Here is a 17911-nt window from a genome sequence, read left to right as displayed (position 1 = left end):
CCCTCGATTCCAAGAATCGAGGGGATTTTGTATTAACGGATGACGAGCTCTGTCTCAGAGTCGAAGAAGTGTGCTTTCGTCATATCGAGCGCGAGTTCTACGTCGTCACCCATACGGATGTTCGAGCGGCCGTCGATGCGGGCCGTGAACTGGTGTCCACCGAGCTCGGCGTAAAGGTAAGACTCGGCACCCATGAGTTCAGATACATCGATGTGTGTTTGGAACGTGTGTGTTGTCGGAGAATCGATGTAGATCGGCTCATCGTGGATCGATTCTGGACGAATCCCGAGGATGAGCTCTTTACCGATGTAACCGCGGTCGCGAAGACCTTTCATCTTGCCTTCAGGAACGTTGATTTCTTCGCCGTTCACGACGAACTTGCCGTCTGCGAGTGTTCCGCGGAAGAAGTTCATCGAAGGCGAACCGATGAAGCCGGCAACGAAGATGTTATCTGGGTTGTCGTATACTTCTTTCGGCGAACCGACTTGTTGGATGATCCCGTCTTTCATGATGACGATACGAGTCGCGAGTGTCATCGCTTCTGTTTGGTCATGGGTAACGTAGATCGTCGTCGTATCGAGACGGTTGTGCAACTGGATGATCTCTTTACGCATTTGTACGCGAAGTTTTGCATCCAAGTTTGAGAGCGGCTCATCCATCAAGAACACTTTTGCGTCACGGACGATGGCACGACCGATGGCGACACGTTGGCGCTGACCACCTGAGAGTGCCTTCGGTTTACGTTGGAGGTATTCTTCAAGTCCGAGGATGCGAGCCGCATCTTGGACGCGACGGTCGATCTCTTCTTTCGGGAACTTCCGAAGCTTCAAACCGAATGCCATGTTGTCATAGACGCTCATGTGCGGGTAGAGGGCATAGTTTTGGAAGACCATCGCGATGTCGCGGTCTTTCGGCGCCACGTCGTTCATGCGTTTGCCGTCGATGATGAAGTCGCCGCTCGAGATTTCTTCGAGTCCTGCGATCATGCGAAGTGTTGTCGATTTACCGCAACCAGACGGTCCGACGAAAACGATGAACTCCCGGTCTTTAATGTGCAAGTTGAAGTCGCTGACGGCTTTCCCGTCACCACCGTCGTATATTTTATCAATGTGATTTAATTGAATTTCTGCCATTGTCGTTAGCCTCCTGAGAATGTGTTCTTGTATAATAGCGCTTACAAGATTGATTATACGATGAAACCGCTTGCACGGGATATGTACACGATGCACAAAAACAGTTACTCAGATTTGTGCATCGTGACAATCAGTTGGAGTAAACTCGCATCATAAAACTGACGAGCGTCATATCCTGTCAGTTCATAGAGCCGATCGAGCCGGTAATTGAGCGTGTTCCGATGCATGAACAGCGCCTTCGCCGTATGGGACACGTTCAGCGAGTGGGCGAACAGCGCCTCTAACAATTCGACGCTCGTCTTATCGAGTATCGAATACGCCGCCTCGGTCAATTGGAGACGTGTGGCAAAAGTCTCATGGTCTTGTAGCAAGTAATGGTATAATAATTGACTAGCAGGGTAAGTTTTAGTAGGGAGTTTCGCGAACGGGCGCAACGTCATGTGTTGATGGTAAAGCGTCCCCAACACACCGAGCGGCCGCTCACTAAAGATGACGTGCGCTTCGACGTAGCAGTCGCTCGCGCCGGCACGCAAGACGTCCTCGAAATCAGACAAGTCGACGAGTTGGTTCATCTCAATGATTTCAACGTGATGTCGCGTCATGACGACAATCTCCGCTTCTGGCATGAAGTCGTGTAATATCTCTAAAAATTGCTCGAGCGATTCCCTCTCTTGGTAGTGGAGCGATAGCGACAACAGACGGAACGGTTGCGCGATCCGATACGAATCGGTGAGCAGGCGGTTTTGCCATTTTTCTTGACGGGGGTCGGCGGTCGTCAAAAACGGTGTCGCCGACCATTCGAGCAGTTGCCGTTCACGCTCGTTCAACTCGGTTTTTGGCAAGCCGAACACGGTCCCATCCTGTGCTTGATACCAAGCATAGTCTCCGGATGCGTCTTCCGACCGATGGACAACGGTCGGGAAAATCGATTTAATACGATCAAACGTAGTCAACACAATCACCTCTTCAACAATGTATCATATTTCAGAACGGGGGCAGGCAGTTTGGATAGTCTACTAAAAATATTCATCATGATCGCCATTGGGGCGACAATCGGGGGAGTGACGAACTTCCTCGCCATCAAAATGTTATTTCGGCCCCACGAGCCAAAGTATATCGGAAAAGTCCGAGTACCGTTCACACCGGGGTTGATTCCGAAACGCCGCGATGAGCTGGCGACGAGTCTCGGCAAGACGGTCGTGAAACACTTGTTGACGCCTGAAGGGATGCGGAAGCGCCTGCTCGACGAACAAGTGAGCGGCCACATCACCTATTTCGTCCAAGAGGAAGTCCGGACGATGCTCCGTTCGGACAAGACGATCCGTACACTAGTCGAACCGCTTTACCCGGACGCCGAGTCGCGTGTGTTGACGGAAGCGGACACGAAACTCCGTCAAGAGCTCCGGCTCGTGCTTGCTGACGTCAAGTCACGCAAGCTGTACGAACTGCTCGGTGAGGACGGGATGGACCGTGTCCGTGACGTGATCCCGGAAATCGTCGATGCGATGCTCGTCAAATCAGAAGAGTATTTCTATTCGGCGGAAGGAGAGGCTCAGCTGCGGTATATGGTCGACTCGTTCGTCCAACGCCGGCTCGGTTTTATCGCCGGGTTCATTCAAAATATGAACTTCGTCGAGATGATTCGCCCGGAGATTGTCAACATTTTACGTGGCGGGTCGACTCGGTCCGGAATGGCGACGATGATCACGCGCGAGTTCGAACGGTTCAGTGAGCGTACGGTCGACACACTCTTAGATGAGCGGTTAGAAGACCGATTGATCGATGGGGTGACGACAGAAGTCATCACCCGTCTCCCGGTCGGCGAATTGCTCGACCGGACCGTCTATTCGTACACACGAGACGTCGAGACGCGCATCGTCGACGATCTCGTCCCGAACGGGGTTCGGCTCGTCATCGAGCGGTTCACCAATCAAATGGAGACGGTGATGGACCGTCTGAAAATCGATCAAATCGTGCAAGAGCAAGTCCAATCGCTCGATACGTCGTACCTCGAGGAGATCGTCTTATCGATCTCGAAACGGGAGTTCCGGGCAATAACATGGCTTGGAGCGCTGTTAGGTGGTATGATTGGGTTGATTCAAGGGTTGATTGCCATCGTTTGATCGGCCACGGCCCTAATAGTATTTAGGAGGACGTCACATGTCACAAACAAACTTGTACGATCATGCTAACCAATTGGAAAAAGCACTTCGCGAATCTGAGGAGTTCACAAATCTCTCTTCATTATACGATCGTGTCAATGCGGATGCAGAAGCGAACCAGTTGTTCGCTGACTTCCGTGATATCCAAATGACGCTTCAGCAAAAGCAAATGCAAGGCGAAGAAATCTCAGAACAAGAGATGATGGATGCTCAAACGAAAATGATGAGCGTTCAACAGAACGAATTGATCATGGAGCTCATGCAAGAAGAGCAACGCATGCATCAACTGGTCACAGAAGTGACAAAAATTATCATGAAACCACTTGAAGAGCTATACGCTCCGATGGTTAATGAAAACGAAGTTCAATAACACCTGTGCGGATGGCTTTCGAGCCATCCGTTTTTTGTTGACCGACTTGTCAAATTCATTATGATAGCGCTTACATATTATGGGGTATAATAACCTTGTATATCAATTCACAAGAGAGGGTGGGCGTCATGGTCACCTTGTTCATATTAGCGGTCATGATCATCTTTTTCATCGGGGGCTGGTTGCGGGCCGATCTCGTCGCACTCGTCGGGTTAGTCGCGCTCGTATTGACGCAACAACTGTCGCCTGTCGAGGCGATGGCAGGTTTTTCAAATCCGGTCGTCTTGATGATCGCCGGATTATTCATCGTTGGAGCGGGCCTGTTTCATACAGGGCTCGCCGAACGGCTTGGCGCTGGGCTCATTCCTTATGCGAAAGGGAGTGAGGTGCGTCTATTTCTCGTTCTGATGGTCACCGTGACGTTTTTATCGAGTCTCATGTCGAACACGGGGACGGTCGCGCTCTTGATCCCGGTCGTTCTCGCCATGTCGAGACAAACGGGTACGAATCCGGCAAAACTGTTAATGCCGCTCGCGTTCTTTTCAAGCATCGGTGGGACGATGACGCTCATCGGCACCCCACCAAACCTTGTCGCCGCCGAGGCGCTCCGTGGTGCCTCAGTCGGAACGCTCGGTTTCTTCTCGCTACTACCGATCGGGTTCGCCGCCGCCGTCGTCGGGCTGCTCTACTTTTATGTCATCGGGAACCGGCTGCTCGATGCGGGCGAGGTTCGTTCGGTCGTCGTCGCCCGTCTGCCGATGCCCGACTTGAACATCTACGCGCTCACGCTCACGAAAGGTCATCCGCTCGTCGGGAAAACGCTCCGAGATGTGAAGTGGTCACGTGACGGTTTGATCGTCCTCGGCGAAAAGCGAAAAGGGCTCGCGCATCGACTCGTCACGGCCCGAGCCGATACAGTGCTCTATGAGGGACGTGTCCTCGTTAGCGGGGCAGAAGCGGATGTTCGACGCGTCGCCCGTCAAGAAGGGGTGGTCGTTGAATCGATGGAGCTGAAAGATGTCTACGGGAAAGAGTCAGGCGTCGCCATTTTCACCGTCCCGTCTGATAGCCCGCTCATCGGTCACTGTCTCTCGGAAAGTCGGTTGCGGAATGACTACCGCTTGAACGTGCTTCAAGTCATCCGCCCGAACGAAGAAATTGCGATGACGCGGCTGAAAGACGTCCCGTTAGAGCGAGGTGATATGCTCGTGGCCCAAGGCGAGTGGGGCGATTTAGAAAAAGCGGGTGACGAGACACACTTGTTGCTCGCGAACGAGCGCGTGACCGATGTCGCCAACCGAGCTGTGTCCGAGCGCCATCAACTCGCGGCCGGTCTCATCATGCTAGTCATGGTCGTGCTCCTCGTCTTCGAATGGGTCGATCCGACCGTTGCCGTTTGGCTTGCGGCCATCGCGATGGTGCTGACGGGAGCGGTCCGGCATATGGACGTTGCCTACGAGTCGGTCCAATGGTCGTCGCTCCTGTTGATCGCCGCCATGATTCCAGTCGGGACCGCACTCGAAAACGCGGGTGTCATGGCCTGGCTCGTCACATGGATCAGTGAGTCGTTCGGGCGCGCTGGTCCGGTCTGGGTGCTTGTCGCCATCTTCGTCGCAACGATGGTGCTCAGTCAAATCATCTCCAATACGGCGACGGCCGTCTTGTTCGCACCGCTCGCCTTATCGCTCGCCGCGTCACTCGAAGTCAGTCCGGTGCCGCTCGTCGTCGCCGTCGCCGTTGCGGCATCACTCGCGTTTATGACGCCGTTCGGCTCACCGACGAACGCGATGGTGTTCAGTATCGGCGGCTATCGCTTTTTCGATTTTGTTAAAGTCGGTTTGCCGCTACAAATGATTGTCGCGGTCGTCGCGATTTTTTCGATTTTATTCCTCTTTCCATTCTGAAAGAGGAAATTTTTGTTAGTTGACGAATAAGTTGAAAACAACGAACTGATGAGGTGGAGAGATGATGTGGAAACGAATCGGGATCCTCCTGTGCGTCTTCTTCCTGGCGGCTTGCTCGAACGCCAACGAAAAACCGATGCTCGGAGAGGACGCCAAGCTGGCGAAGCGTTCCCTCGAGGAGAAAGGATATGAGATTGTTTCTTACAAGGGTGGGGACACGTCACGTTTCGAGAAGGAAGACCTTATCGATTCACCTGTGCGAGATACTTGGAGCGTCCAGACGACGCCACCGGACGACTATATCGGGCGTGACATTAAGCGAGAGCATTTCGTCGTCCGTAACCATCTGCTCGATGATCAGTACGAGCTCGGACAGACGAACGTCTTGGTCCTAATTGATGACGGGGACATCATCGGCGGGACCTCATTCCCTGATTCAAAGGAACCGCTGATGGGGGCACCTTATTCACTGGATGGGAAGACGGCGGAAGAGCTACATCCGGACGACTATTGAGCATGGCGGGAAGACTGGGAGAAACAATATAGCGAATGAACAAAGCGCCTCGGGGTTCCCGAGGCGCTTCTGTTATGAGGCCGTGCCTTTCAGTTTTCCAGGAAGTTTGCACCGTTCGAAATAGATGAGTTGTCCTTGGCGGACGATGCGCGCCCCTTTATGGTCGTGACCGGCCTCATGGAGCATCGCTAGCCCTGTCGCTTTTCCTTCTTCGTCGTTCGTTGCCTCGAATGAATCATTAAGTAAAATCGTGCCGTCATTCTCGAACGCAGTGACTGTGTACATGTTCAAACGGATCCCTCCCTTTCTTTCCATTGTACTGAATCACCATTCATTCTTCAAGCGATGGTTTCGTTAGTTCGTCGAACGTGAGCTGACGGGCCGTCTCCGTTCGGGGAATCAAATCGGAGACGGTCATGCCGATCAGACGGACCGGCTCGTTGATTGACATCTCGTCGAACAAGCGTCGGGAAAGCCGTTTGATCTCATCATGGTCATGGGTCGGATGGTTCAGCTTGATCTGGTGACTGCGTGCTTGAAACTCGCTCGTTTTGATTTTGATCGTCACAGTTTGACAACTCAATTCGCGGCGGTCGAGCTGCTGCAACACGTCTTCGATCTCAGGGATGACGCGCTCATACACTTCCTCCGGATCGTCGAGGTCAAAGGCGAACGTCGTCTCCGAGCCGATCGACTTGCGTTCACGGGTCGGGACGACGGGACGGCTGTCACGTCCGTGTGCGAGTTCGTATAACTGGACACCACGGTCATGGCCGAGGATGGCCTTCAACTGTTCAGGTCGCGATTGCTGGATGTCGGCAATCGTTTCAAACCCGTGCTTGAACAAAGTCTGGGCGGTCACTTTTCCGACACCGTGCATCGTCGTGATCGACAGCGGGGCGAGGAACGACTCGACTTCGTTCGCGGCGACGATAGTGAGGCCGTTCGGTTTGTCGAACCCGGAGGCGATTTTGGCGACGAACTTGGACGGGGCGACGCCGGCGGAAGCGGTCAGTCCGGTCCGGCGTTTGATCTCGCCGAGAATGTAGCGCGCCACGTAAGGCGCCGACGTGCTCATGAGTGAATTCTCGGTGACGTCGAGATACGCTTCATCGAGCGATAGCGGCTCGACAAATGGCGTCACAGACTTGAAGATCTCCATCACGTCTTGGCTCACTTGCCGATACGCCTGAAAGCGCGGCTTGACGAACGTCGCTTGCGGACACAGGGCGAACGCCCGACGTGACGACATGGCGCTATGCACGCCGTATTTTCTCGCCTCATACGAACAGGTGGCGACCACTCCACGACTGTGAGGGGCGCCACCGACGATGACGGGCTTATTTCGCAAATGAGGGCGGTCTCGTTGTTCGACGGATGCATAGAACGCATCCATATCGACGTGTATGATTAAACGTTCCATCGGCATCTCCTTTCCGTTTCAATCGACTCCTTTCATTATACCGAACTTTTGTTCGTTTTTTTACTTCTTTGTTTATCGAGACGTTGTTGAGTTCGAGGCTGGCTTGGGAATTGGAGCAATGAACCGATCCAATTTTTGCGTTTTAACCAAATTTGAATCAACAGCGTGAACAGGATAATCACGAGCCAAGCAAATACATAACCAAACGGACGCTCAAGCTCGGGCATCTGTTTGAAGTTCATGCCCCAGACGGCACCGAAGGCGACGACCGGCGTCGTCAGCGCCGTGAAGACGGTCAACGCCTTCATGATCTCGTTGCCACGAAAGTTTGACAGCGTCGAGGCGAGATCGGTCATCGCGATGACATCTTCCTGGTAGTGTTCGATCAACGTCAACAGTCGGTCGACACGGTACTTCGCAAGACGGTAGGCGTTCAGTTCATTTAAATCGATATCTAAAAACGCTTCGCGGCCCGCCATCAGTAGCTCACGGTATGGGATGACCGTATCCGACCAACGTTCGATCTCACTGCGCAATTCAAAGATTGTATTCATGAACTCAGGTGGGACCTGCCCGCTCATTTCACGCTGTGACATCATCAGGCGCTCCTCATATTCATCGATCCCATGGAAGTAATAGTCCATCTTTTCGGCGAGCAGGTCATAGAACGCTTCAATCGGTGTGGCATATTGTTTCGCTGCGACGATTTCGCAATACAAATCGTCAAACCCGATCGTCCATAAAAAGTCGCGCGTCACGAAATAGTGACCGATTTTCTGCGGTTCGCGTTCGAGCTGCTCATAGTCGAGCGTGAGCGAACCGTACATATAGTCCTGCTCGACGATGATTTTCGTCACTTTGGCCGTCGTCAGTTGTTCGAGCCAATACGTGTACGCCTCCGCATAGTGGTCGTCAACGTGTACGATTTCCTCAGGTCGTGTGTACCAAGTCCAATTCATCCTTCATTCCCCCAATGTTCTTCTCTCCTCAAGTATTCCCGGTTTACCGAGAAAGTTGGCATCTAGAGCAAACTTTCGTTAAGATGGAAGTACTGACAAGAAGAGAGGTGCTTTCATTGACGACTAAAATCGGTCAGCTCAAAGTGGGCGACACGTTAAACCAATATGTAATGATCAAACAATCATATCGAGGGCTCGCCGGGAACGGGAAGCCTTATCTGACGCTCGTTTTATGCGATGAGAGCGGCGAGATCGAGACGAAGGTGTGGGATAGCGCCGATACCGAGAAGTATGGGACGAAAAAAATCGTCCACGCCTCAGGAGAAGTCATGGACTATCGGGGCCGGACGCAGCTCAAACTGAAGCAGATCTCGATCATCGAAGGGGAGACGGACATCGCACCGTACGTCCGCTCTGCGCCGATCCCGAAGTCGGAGCTCGAGACGACGATCCGGGCGTATATCGACGCGATCAGTCACGAGGGTATGCGGGAACTCGTGACGACGATTGTCGACCGAAACGAAGAGGCATATTTCACGTATCCGGCGGCGGTACGCCATCATCATGCGGTCTATTCAGGGCTCGCGTTCCACGTCATGTCGATGCTCAAACTGGCCGGAACGATGTGTGACTTGTATCCACAGTTGAACCGGGACTTGCTCGTCTCAGGTGTCGTCTTGCACGATTTGGCGAAAGTCATCGAGCTGTCGGACGCGATCACCCCGGAATATACGCTCGAAGGCAAACTGCTCGGTCATTTGTCGCTCATGGCGTCCGAGATCGAGGTCACGGCCCGCGAGCTCGGGACAGATCGTGAAGTCACGACGTTGTTACAACATCTCGTCTTAAGTCACCACGGGAAGCCGGAGTGGGGCTCGGCGAACGCGCCGCAACTTCCGGAGGCGGAAATGCTGTTCTTCATCGACAACATCGATGCGCGGATGAACATGTTCGATAAGGCGTTCGAAGGCGTCGAGCCAGGAACGTTCACAGAACGGCTCATGGCGCTTGATAACCGGGCGTTCTACAAACCGAAGCTATAAAAAAGGCAGGCATCCCGCGGGACGCCTGCCTGTTGCTTATTGTTCTGTCGACTCTTCAGCCGGTGCTTCTTCTGATGTTCCTTCTTCTTCCGCTTTGAGTGCGTCTTTTACTGCGTCGAACTGTGTTGAGGCTTTCGCGTCTTTCACGTCAACGTTGTATTTTTCGATCAACTCAGCGTAGATTTTGTTGGCGTCGACTGAAGCTGCTTTTTCAGTCGCCAATTCTTCACGGATGCGGTCTTTCTCGTCCTCGAGCTTGAGGTCTTTTTCTTTACGGTCTACGACTTTGATGACGTGGAATCCGAATTGTGATTGGACCGGCTCTGAGACTTTACCGACGACATCTTCTTGGAACGCGTATGCTTCGAATTCAGGAACCATGGCGCCGGCTGAGAAGTAACCGAGGTCGCCGCCTTTTTCGCCTGAACCAGTGTCTGTTGATTTTTCTTTCGCGACGTCTGCGAAATCAGCGCCATCGTTCAACTCTTTGATGATGGCTTGCGCTTCTTCTTCCGTCTCGACGAGGATATGGCTCGCCTGGACTTCAACGTTCTCTTTGGCGAATTGTGCTTCGATTTCTTCGTCCGTCACGTCGACGAGTTCAGACTTCGCAGCATCGACGAGCATTTGGCCGCGGAGTGCCTCTTTGAACTCATCCGTGTCTGCCATGCCAGCCTGTTGAATCGCTTGTTCGAACTCTTCTTTCGAATTGAACTGCTCTTCCGTCTTGCTGAACTCTTCGTCGACTTTCTCTTGCTCTACTTTGTCGCCATACTCTTTTTCAAGAAGTGCGTTCATCGTTTCTTGGAAAGCGAGTTGTGGGACCATACGGTCGTAGCTCATGTCCGCGATTTCACCGCGCGTGATTTCGCCACCTTCGAATGAGACAACAGCTGAGTTGTCAGAAGATCCGCCGCTCGTTGCAGCGTACGTACCGCCTACACCGATGAGAAGCGCGATTGCCGATGCGCCGACAAGGGCACCAGTTGAAAACTTTTTGTTTTGTTTGTTTGGTTCATTCGTCATTCCATTTGACATATATTCCACCCCTAAAAATCTATAAGTTTCTATGTTCGACTATACCACATTTTGTTAATCATGACAGCTGTTCGGTTACCTGTGTAGTATCATAGCACAGAAACGTGTCGTATAATGATGAAAGAGAATGTGAAATGATGGGGTGGGAAACGTGTCGCTAGAAGAGAAAGTTAATCAGTTGTCTTTTCAGATGGAGCTGTTGCTCGGACTAGTCGATTGGTCGAGTCGGCCGTTTGAATATGAAGTCATCAAAGCAAACTTGACGAAGGAAGAAGTTGCGGACTTCTATAGACTGCTCGACGAAATCAACAATCAACAAAACGAGCAAAGGCGTTACGGCTTGTCGTCCGTAGAGCCTTTGCTCGTCAGTTTCGTCGGGATGTTGCATCCGTCGTTAGACCCTGGGGTCATTTTGGCGGCGTGCGTCAAACAAGGGATCGCTCTCGAAATCACAGAGCCCCTTTACGCGCACGTCAAGCTTCTTTAGTCAGCTCGTCATCTTCGGGACGACGTCCGGCCTCTTCAGAAATCATTTTTGATGTTTCAGCGAAGATGTCCATGAAGTTGTCGCCGTACAGGCGGCGGACGATGGCCGTGATGTCCGTCAAGTCCGGGAATTTCCCATATAACTCCTGCAACGGGAGCGAGGCACGGAACACACCGTTCTCTTCAGGGTCGAACGCATGAATTGTTTCGAGCAAGAGCGCTTCGCCTTCAGGCGTCAACTGTACATAAGTATTACGTTTGTCCGTTTCTTTTTTAGAGAACGTGAGGAGACCACGATCTTCTAATTTTTTCGAAAAGTTGAACGCGGTCGATACGTGCATCACGCCATATTTCGCAATCTCAGAGATTGAGGCGCCACCGAGCGCGTGGGCGATCCATAAAATATGATGCTCGTTTATGTTCAAATCGAAAGGCTTGATCCAGTTCTGCCAGTCTTTTTCGACCGTCTTCCACAATGCTTTACTGAGCTGAATGATTTTATGACTATAGAGCATGGCCTCAGGGCCAGAGAATTCTTTTTCATGTTCCATCTCAATTCATCCTTTCCGGATACAAAGTGACTAAAACGACGGACGATGCCTAAAGACCGGTCAGTCGGTCTTCTTCGCTTTCGCTTCGGTCATATCTGACTGTACGTTTGAAAGCTCGTTTAGGTTTCCTTGGATCTGCTCGATTGAAGGCTGAATGTCTTGTTGATAGCGTTCGACCTCGGCTTTCACTTGATCCGTCAATTCTTTGCCTTGCAACTTACCAGCCGCCACCACTTGTGAAGCATCTTTGGCAACTTTTTGGAATTGTTCTTTCAACGTAGTGATTGTAGACGCCCGATGCTGATTCGATGCGGCATCGTTGGCTGTTCCACGAGCAATCTTTTTCACTGCCGCCACGCCTAAAAACGCTACGACAAAGCCAAAAGCAACCCACTCGCGACGATTGTGACTCGACAATACATTCCCCTCCTCAAGCACGATAATGCTAGAATACATTCTTTTCATATTATTTTACCAAAAAAGAGAGATTAAAAACCTATATCTCAAATAAAATTTTTCAGAACATTCAATTTTGACCGAAAAATCATTTTATTTTAAAATGAGGTCAAAGGAAGGTGACCTCCAGTGGACAAGCAAAAGCGTTGGTTCGATGACATGCTAGACTTGTACAACGCGGCGAAACAACTGGGAGATGACCCTTGGGCACATAAAATAATGGAAGCACTCGAGGCGGGATACGAAGCGTCAGAACAGAACGAACAGACGCGTAAACAAACTTTGCTTGAAAAGCGACTTTTTGAAATCGACACCCGTCTAAATGAATTAAGAAAAGAGTTCGAACAAGCGGAGTCTGTCAAATCTCGTCAGCAACTGTATGAGCATGCGATCAAATTGCAAATAGAACGGGCACAAATTGAAGAAGAGCGGAAGCGGCACTTCAATTCGATCAACTCGTCATGACACACAAGAAAGCGGACCAGGCTCTCGGAGGAGTCTGGTCCGCTTGTTTCGTTCAAACACGTTGTTTGATTTGAGCCGCGAGCGTGTTCATTTCTTCTGGCGTGTACGCATCGTTATGGGTTTCCCATTTCGCGTCGAACCCGTCTTCTTGGCCGTAGCGCGGGAGCAAGTGAATATGGAAATGGTACACCGTCTGACCGGCGATTTGTTCGGCGTTCGAGAGGACGTTCATCCCGATCGCGCCCGTTTCGCGTTGAATCGCACTCGCGATTCCCGGTACTGCTTTAAAGACGTCACTTGCGACGTCACTCGGTAGTTCGTAAATGTTTTTGGCATGATGTTTCGGGATGACGAGGGTATGGCCTTTCGTCACTTGGGAAATGTCGAGAAAAGCGACGACGTCATCATCTTCGTACACCTTGTAAGAAGGGATGTCGTTGTTGACGATTTTACAAAAGATACAATTGGCATCGGTATGCATCGTATTTCCTCCATTCATGAAATGACTGATCGATTTCATCATAACACGGAAGTTCAGGCGAAAGAATGATTGTCCTCGTTCTCACGTCATCCTACAATAGAAGGACAAGAGAAAGTGATAGGAGTGGAGAGAATGGCTTATGAACGATCGAAGAAGACGACAAGGCAGCGCAAGATTCGCCTCGTCATCGTCCTAGCCGTTTTGCTCGTCTTAGCGACGGGTGCAATCTATATATGGGGCTATAAGCCGGCAGAGGCGAACGCGCAAATCCACGTTCGATTTAAAGAGGCTCTGTTGACGGAAGACGTCGCTTTCTTTGAGCAGACGGTTGAATATGAGACTGAGCCGCTTACGCGTGCCGAGGCACTCCGGTTCATGCGTTGGCTGAACGAAGAGAAGTCGATTCGAGGTGAGGCGATCTCTGAGGTGGCGGCGGACCGCGCCGATGAACGTCAAGGTATGGAGTCAGTCGGGTTGTTCCGCTTGCTTGATACGGGAGACGGCCGGTTCGGCTTTGCGGATTATCGGATTGAGCTGTTACCGCAAACGTTCGTTGCGACGTCAGACGTGCCATTGACGAACATATGGGTCGATGGGACACAAGTAGGCCGGATTGATGCGGCGGGCGACAGCTTGACGGTCGAACGGATGCCAGGCCGGTACGACGTCAAAGCCGTCGCGGTCGTGAACGGGGAGACCGTCACGCGAACGGAGACGGTGACGCTCGTTCGGGAGGAACAGCTCGCTTTCGCGCTACAGCCCGAAGCGAACGAGACGATTGCCGGTCAGTTCGATATCGAGCGGGTCGAGCTGATCGAGATTGAAGTCGAGGCGAGGACCGGGCATTCGCTTGAAACGATTGAGTCGGTTATGAACAAGCGGGAGAAAGCGGTCGTCGAACAGCTCGGTGAACCGCTTGAACGGGACAGCGACGTGTGGCGGTATGACGGCATGGATGTGACATTTGTTAAAAAGAAAGTGAACCAAATCGACATCGATTTGGACAAACGGACGGACGATATGGTCGCACTCCTCGGTGAACCGAATGAACGAATCGAGACAGAGCTTGGGATCGAGTGGCGTTACGATCGCTCACTGTTCGAATCGATTTTCACGTTGCTCGGTCTAGAAACGGATAAACGCTTCATCGAACGCGACGGGGCGATGTATTTACTGTTAAGTTGAACGAAAAAATGGGACCCTCGTGTCGAGGGTCCCATTTTTGTAGCACTTGATTAGCGTTTCTTGTTCATTGATTTCATAACGAACGATACGATCAAGATCAAGATAATCGCACCAAGAAGTGCTGGAATAATCGCGATGTCAGCGATGATCGGTCCGAAATCAGGGAAGATCAATCCGCCAAGCCAAGCACCAATGATACCAGCGATGATGTTACCGATTACGCCGCCTGGTACGTCTTTACCTAAAATAAGACCTGCTAACCAACCGATGATACCCCCGACGATCAAATAAAGAATAAAACCCATGCAAACATTCTCCTCTCTGTTTTGTCCATTGTTCTCAATAACAATTTTATGGAACAATGGAAGTGATGAATAAGTTTTTAAAATGCCTTACAGTAGAGAATATTCCCATGTGACAATTTTTAAAACATATATCACAAAAAAAAGTTGAAAATAAGGGGTGGAGTTTTCATGTTACACGTCGAACACTTGAACGGCGGTTATATAGGTAAACAAGTGCTACATGATGTTTCGTTTGAAGTAAAAAAAGGTGAGCTCGTCGGGCTGATAGGGCTAAACGGTGCCGGGAAATCGACGACGATCAAACATATTTTAGGATTGCTTGAACCGATTTCGGGATCAGTCGAAGTCGACGGAGAAACGTTGCAATCGTCCGAAAAAAATTATCGCAAGAAAATAAGTTATATACCTGAGACGCCGATTTTGTATGACACGTTGACGTTACGTGAACATTTGTTGTTGATGGGGAAAGCGTACGAGATCGACAGCCGTGACCTCGAGATGCGGACGGAACGATTGGCCCGCGACATGCGTATGGAGAAACAGTTGGACTGGTTCCCATCCGTCTTCTCGAAAGGGATGCGCCAAAAAGCGATGATTCTGAGCGCGCTCGTGACGAAGACGCCGCTCTTGATCGTCGACGAACCGTTCGTCGGTCTCGATCCGCTCGCGATCCGTCAACTGCTCCGCCTGTTTGATGAGTATAAACAAGATTGTGCGATTCTCATGTCGACGCACATCCTCGAGACGGCGGAACGTCACTGTGACCGGTTCGTGTTTCTCCATCAAGGAGTCGTGATTGCGACCGGTACGGCAGCGCAGTTGCGTGAAAAATATGCGCTCCGTCCTGACGCGACGCTCGATGACATTTATGTCGAGGCGATCGAGGCCGAGGAGCGGGCGCAATGAAGGTGTTTAACGCTCGGTTCAGTAGTTGGATGGAAGAAGTCGTGAAGTATAGCCGCTATGTGGCGAACGGGGGTCTCTTGTTCACGCTCTACTTCACGCTCATTTACGGGGGATTCGTCTACAATCAATTTTTAAACGAACTCGACCCGGCGTTTCCGAGCGAATGGGTCGTCGCGCTCGTGTTCTTGCTCTTGCCACTCGGGCATCGGCCGCGGACGTTGCTTCAAGAAGCGGACCAAGTGTTTTTGTTGCCAGAGCTCGGTGATATCCGTTCGTATATGAACGGGATCCGTCTGTTCAACGTCGTGTTCGCGAGCATTCGGGCGCTCGTCGCCATGCTCGTCGTCTTGCCGCTCATCGTCCGGACGCAAGCGCTCACGCCGGCAGAAGTAGGCGCCATCGTCGCAGCGAGCGTGTTGCTTTCGGCAGCGGGTCGCCTCGCAAAGCTCGAATTGGTCTCAAACGTGGTGCTCTTCAGTGCGCTCGCGAGTGGAGTCATCATGATTTTCGGTGTCCCGTTATTGACGCCGGTGCCGGCGCTTGTCGCGCTTGTCTTGCTTCATCTAAGACGACACGACCGCATCCCGCTCCTTGATTGGCTCACGCTCGAGCAGAAGAGCAAGGCGCAGTTCGACCGTGTCATCAGTTGGTTCGTCGACTTGCCGGCGATGCGGGAGGAAGTGAAGGAGAGAAGTATCATCGTGCGAGCGCTCGAGCGTTCGGTGCTCAGACGCGCGGATGCCGCGCGTTATGTCTATGGCTTACGCGTCATCCGTTCGAAAGACTCGCTCGACCTCGTGTTCCGCCTTTCTGTCGTGGCGTTCATCGTCATGTGGTTGTCGGGTGGCTGGTATGTCGGCTTGGTCGTCCCGCTGTTCGTCGGTTTGACGGCACTCCAACTCGTGCCGCTCTTCAAACGACTCGATACGATGTCGATCGCTTCATGGTTGCCGATCACGCGTCTTGAACGGTTGGTGGGTTACAAATGGTGGATGAACCGCTTGCTGATTGGTCAGTTGGTCGTCCTGACGGTTGGGTCGGTCGCGTTCGGTGCTAGAGTTGACGCGGTCGCGGGAGTCGTGCTCGGCTATCTTGTCATCCGTTACTATTTAGGGCGGTTGAAATGAATAAGGGACACCCTTCCACGCGCGTGAAAGGTGTCCCTTTGACTGCTGTTATTTTTTTGGTGACATGACCGACACGCTCGAGCCGAGAATCTTCGGCAGACGAGCCGGAGTGTCAGTTTCCGCATCGATTTCACCGTACGCCGATACACCGTGCTCGGCGATATCGAGTCCGACGTCTTCTTGCTCCTCAGTGACACGGAGACCGATCGTCACGTCGAGTAGTTTTAAGAAGACATAGCTTCCGCCTCCGGCGATGACCATTGCGATCAAGACACCAAGCGCCTGGACGCCAAGTTGTGACAAGCCGCCACCGTAGAAGAGGCCGGCCGAACCGATGCCGGTGATCTCGACGAGACGCGGTGATGCGAAGAACCCGAGTGCGAGTGTTCCGATGATGCCAGCGACACCGTGGACCGAGAAGGCACAGAGTGGGTCATCGATATATTTCGCCATGAGGATACTCGTGCCGTATGTTGCGATGGAAGCGAGAGCGCCGATGACGACAGCGGCCCATGGTTCGACAAAGGCACAAGCGGCTGTGATGGCGACGAGCGCCCCGAGAACACCGTTGACGACTGAAGGGATGTCGGCCGTCTTCTTGTGGATCATGACGATGGCGAGAGCGCCGAGCGCACCGGCAGCCGTAGCGAGCATCGTCGTAAGTGCGACATAACCGAAGAATCCGTCAGCGACCGACATCGTCGATCCGGCGTTGAATCCGAACCAACAGAGCCAAAGGACGAGTCCGCCGACGACCGTCAAGACGTGGTTATGACCGGCGAGTGATTCTGTTTTCCGTCGTGGTTTCAAGATGATCGTCGCCATGAGGGCAGCCATCCCACCTTGAAGATGGACGACGGCTGAGCCTGCGAAGTCTTGCATCCCCATTGAGCCGAGGAGTCCACCAGCCCAAACCGAGCGAGCGACAATCGGATAGAGAATGGCGACGAAGAAGATACCGAATAAGACATAAGCCGACAGTTTAGCCCGTTCCGCAAATCCGCCCCAAGCGATTGCGAGCGCAACGGCGACGAATGACAATTGGAACAAGAATTTAATGTCGAGCGAGACGTTGGCCCAGTCGAGGCTCGTGAACGATCCGTTTAAAAAGAATCCTTCAGTCCCGAACCAGCGGGTACCATCCCCGAATGAGAGGCCGAACCCGACGGCCCAAAAGGCGAGTGCCGCCACAGAGAGGCTGATGATTTGTTTGACAGCGACATGCCCGGCGTTTTTAGCCCGGAGCGTCCCAGTCTCGAGTAAGCCGAAACCAAGTTGCATCGTCAAGACGAGCAGTGCAGCGATGAGTACGAACAGCGTGTCCATATAATACATAATTTCTTCCATGTTGCGATTCCTCCTTTTAGCAAGTGTGATTTCAAAAGTTGGTTTCAGTTTAAGAC

At 52.1% G+C, this 17911-nt stretch carries 21 protein-coding genes; 10 read left to right on the top strand and 11 right to left on the bottom strand.

Annotated elements, in window-relative coordinates:
* Positions 1 to 32 precede the first annotated feature (32 nt).
* Both KNP77_RS10840 and KNP77_RS10835 read right to left on the bottom strand, forming a co-directional pair.
* Complete coding sequence (locus KNP77_RS10840) at positions 33 to 1133, bottom strand: ABC transporter ATP-binding protein (protein ID WP_070327880.1); 1101 nt, start codon at positions 1131 to 1133, stop codon at positions 33 to 35.
* A 104-nt stretch (positions 1134 to 1237) separates the two neighbouring features.
* Positions 1238 to 2089, bottom strand: coding sequence for a PucR family transcriptional regulator (locus tag KNP77_RS10835; protein ID WP_214890740.1), 852 nt, complete (start codon positions 2087 to 2089; stop codon positions 1238 to 1240).
* A gap of 75 nt (positions 2090 to 2164) precedes the next feature.
* On the opposite strand from KNP77_RS10835, the gene KNP77_RS10830 reads away from it, so the two are divergent.
* The 4 genes from KNP77_RS10830 to KNP77_RS10815 all read left to right on the top strand — a co-directional run bounded on the left by KNP77_RS10830 (position 2165) and on the right by KNP77_RS10815 (position 6083).
* Positions 2165 to 3256, top strand: a complete 1092-nt coding sequence (locus KNP77_RS10830) for a DUF445 domain-containing protein (RefSeq protein ID WP_131466215.1) — start codon at positions 2165 to 2167, stop codon at positions 3254 to 3256.
* A 37-nt stretch (positions 3257 to 3293) separates the two neighbouring features.
* Positions 3294 to 3665 carry a YlbF/YmcA family competence regulator gene (locus tag KNP77_RS10825; protein WP_016510204.1) on the top strand — a complete coding sequence of 124 codons (372 nt, stop codon included), beginning with the start codon at positions 3294 to 3296 and terminating at the stop codon, positions 3663 to 3665.
* A 128-nt stretch (positions 3666 to 3793) separates the two neighbouring features.
* Positions 3794 to 5569, top strand: coding sequence for an SLC13 family permease (locus KNP77_RS10820; protein ID WP_251139039.1), 1776 nt, complete (start codon positions 3794 to 3796; stop codon positions 5567 to 5569).
* 61 nt (positions 5570 to 5630) lie between these two features.
* Complete coding sequence (locus tag KNP77_RS10815; RefSeq protein ID WP_214890737.1) at positions 5631 to 6083, top strand: hypothetical protein; 453 nt, start codon at positions 5631 to 5633, stop codon at positions 6081 to 6083.
* A 72-nt stretch (positions 6084 to 6155) separates the two neighbouring features.
* On the opposite strand, the gene KNP77_RS10810 is transcribed toward KNP77_RS10815, so the two are convergent.
* Genes KNP77_RS10810 through KNP77_RS10800 form a run of 3 tightly spaced genes read right to left on the bottom strand, consistent with a single transcriptional unit; the run spans position 6156 to position 8465 of the window.
* Positions 6156 to 6368 carry a YhzD family protein gene (locus tag KNP77_RS10810; RefSeq protein WP_233589627.1) on the bottom strand — a complete coding sequence of 71 codons (213 nt, stop codon included), beginning with the start codon at positions 6366 to 6368 and terminating at the stop codon, positions 6156 to 6158.
* A gap of 46 nt (positions 6369 to 6414) precedes the next feature.
* Positions 6415 to 7506, bottom strand: coding sequence for a DNA polymerase IV (dinB, locus tag KNP77_RS10805; RefSeq protein ID WP_236636473.1), 1092 nt, complete (start codon positions 7504 to 7506; stop codon positions 6415 to 6417).
* Between the two features lie 35 nt (positions 7507 to 7541).
* Positions 7542 to 8465 carry a CorA family divalent cation transporter gene (locus KNP77_RS10800; RefSeq protein ID WP_214890734.1) on the bottom strand — a complete coding sequence of 308 codons (924 nt, stop codon included), beginning with the start codon at positions 8463 to 8465 and terminating at the stop codon, positions 7542 to 7544.
* Between the two features lie 83 nt (positions 8466 to 8548).
* On the opposite strand from KNP77_RS10800, the gene KNP77_RS10795 reads away from it, so the two are divergent.
* Complete coding sequence (locus tag KNP77_RS10795; protein ID WP_070327873.1) at positions 8549 to 9508, top strand: HD domain-containing protein; 960 nt, start codon at positions 8549 to 8551, stop codon at positions 9506 to 9508.
* Between the two features lie 36 nt (positions 9509 to 9544).
* On the opposite strand, the gene KNP77_RS10790 is transcribed toward KNP77_RS10795, so the two are convergent.
* On the bottom strand, positions 9545 to 10546 hold the full coding sequence (locus KNP77_RS10790; protein WP_070327872.1) for a peptidylprolyl isomerase: 1002 nt from the start codon (positions 10544 to 10546) through the stop codon (positions 9545 to 9547).
* A gap of 142 nt (positions 10547 to 10688) precedes the next feature.
* Here KNP77_RS10790 and KNP77_RS10785 point away from each other — a divergent pair, with 142 nt between their 5' ends.
* Positions 10689 to 11033 carry a DUF1878 family protein gene (locus tag KNP77_RS10785; protein WP_131466181.1) on the top strand — a complete coding sequence of 115 codons (345 nt, stop codon included), beginning with the start codon at positions 10689 to 10691 and terminating at the stop codon, positions 11031 to 11033.
* Here the strand turns inward: KNP77_RS10785 and KNP77_RS10780 are convergent.
* Both KNP77_RS10780 and KNP77_RS10775 read right to left on the bottom strand, forming a co-directional pair.
* The gene (locus KNP77_RS10780) at positions 11020 to 11583 is read right to left on the bottom strand and encodes an HTH-type transcriptional regulator Hpr (protein WP_070327870.1); all 564 of its coding nucleotides are present in this window, start codon (positions 11581 to 11583) and stop codon (positions 11020 to 11022) included. The genes KNP77_RS10785 and KNP77_RS10780 overlap by 14 nt on opposite strands.
* 60 nt (positions 11584 to 11643) lie before the next feature.
* Complete coding sequence (locus tag KNP77_RS10775; RefSeq protein WP_236633774.1) at positions 11644 to 12000, bottom strand: hypothetical protein; 357 nt, start codon at positions 11998 to 12000, stop codon at positions 11644 to 11646.
* A 168-nt stretch (positions 12001 to 12168) separates the two neighbouring features.
* Between KNP77_RS10775 and KNP77_RS10770 the strand changes: the two genes are divergently transcribed.
* Positions 12169 to 12504, top strand: coding sequence for a hypothetical protein (locus KNP77_RS10770; protein ID WP_071399216.1), 336 nt, complete (start codon positions 12169 to 12171; stop codon positions 12502 to 12504).
* Positions 12505 to 12556: 52 nt separating this feature from the next.
* On the opposite strand, the gene KNP77_RS10765 is transcribed toward KNP77_RS10770, so the two are convergent.
* Positions 12557 to 12985 (bottom strand): HIT family protein, encoded by a 429-nt coding sequence (locus KNP77_RS10765; RefSeq protein ID WP_070327868.1) that lies wholly within the window; start codon positions 12983 to 12985, stop codon positions 12557 to 12559.
* 132 nt (positions 12986 to 13117) lie between these two features.
* Here KNP77_RS10765 and KNP77_RS10760 point away from each other — a divergent pair, with 132 nt between their 5' ends.
* Positions 13118 to 14170, top strand: a complete 1053-nt coding sequence (locus KNP77_RS10760; protein ID WP_214890732.1) for a hypothetical protein — start codon at positions 13118 to 13120, stop codon at positions 14168 to 14170.
* Positions 14171 to 14220: 50 nt separating this feature from the next.
* On the opposite strand, the gene KNP77_RS10755 is transcribed toward KNP77_RS10760, so the two are convergent.
* On the bottom strand, positions 14221 to 14475 hold the full coding sequence (locus tag KNP77_RS10755) for a GlsB/YeaQ/YmgE family stress response membrane protein (RefSeq protein ID WP_070327866.1): 255 nt from the start codon (positions 14473 to 14475) through the stop codon (positions 14221 to 14223).
* Between the two features lie 168 nt (positions 14476 to 14643).
* On the opposite strand from KNP77_RS10755, the gene KNP77_RS10750 reads away from it, so the two are divergent.
* Both KNP77_RS10750 and KNP77_RS10745 read left to right on the top strand, forming a co-directional pair.
* The gene (locus tag KNP77_RS10750) at positions 14644 to 15381 is read left to right on the top strand and encodes an ABC transporter ATP-binding protein (protein WP_071399219.1); all 738 of its coding nucleotides are present in this window, start codon (positions 14644 to 14646) and stop codon (positions 15379 to 15381) included.
* The gene (locus KNP77_RS10745) at positions 15378 to 16508 is read left to right on the top strand and encodes an ABC transporter permease (protein WP_214890729.1); all 1131 of its coding nucleotides are present in this window, start codon (positions 15378 to 15380) and stop codon (positions 16506 to 16508) included. Before KNP77_RS10750 ends, KNP77_RS10745 begins: the two co-directional genes overlap by 4 nt.
* A 48-nt stretch (positions 16509 to 16556) precedes the next feature.
* Here KNP77_RS10745 and KNP77_RS10740 read toward each other — a convergent pair whose 3' ends face one another.
* On the bottom strand, positions 16557 to 17855 hold the full coding sequence (locus KNP77_RS10740; RefSeq protein ID WP_131489966.1) for an ammonium transporter: 1299 nt from the start codon (positions 17853 to 17855) through the stop codon (positions 16557 to 16559).
* Positions 17856 to 17911 lie beyond the last annotated feature (56 nt).

Origin of the sequence: Exiguobacterium sp. s142, from assembly GCF_018618455.1 — a bacterium.
GTDB lineage: Bacteria > Bacillota > Bacilli > Exiguobacteriales > Exiguobacteriaceae > Exiguobacterium > Exiguobacterium aurantiacum_A.
The sequence above is the reverse complement of the archived record's forward strand: the minus strand, read 5'-3'. Positions and strand labels throughout refer to the sequence as shown.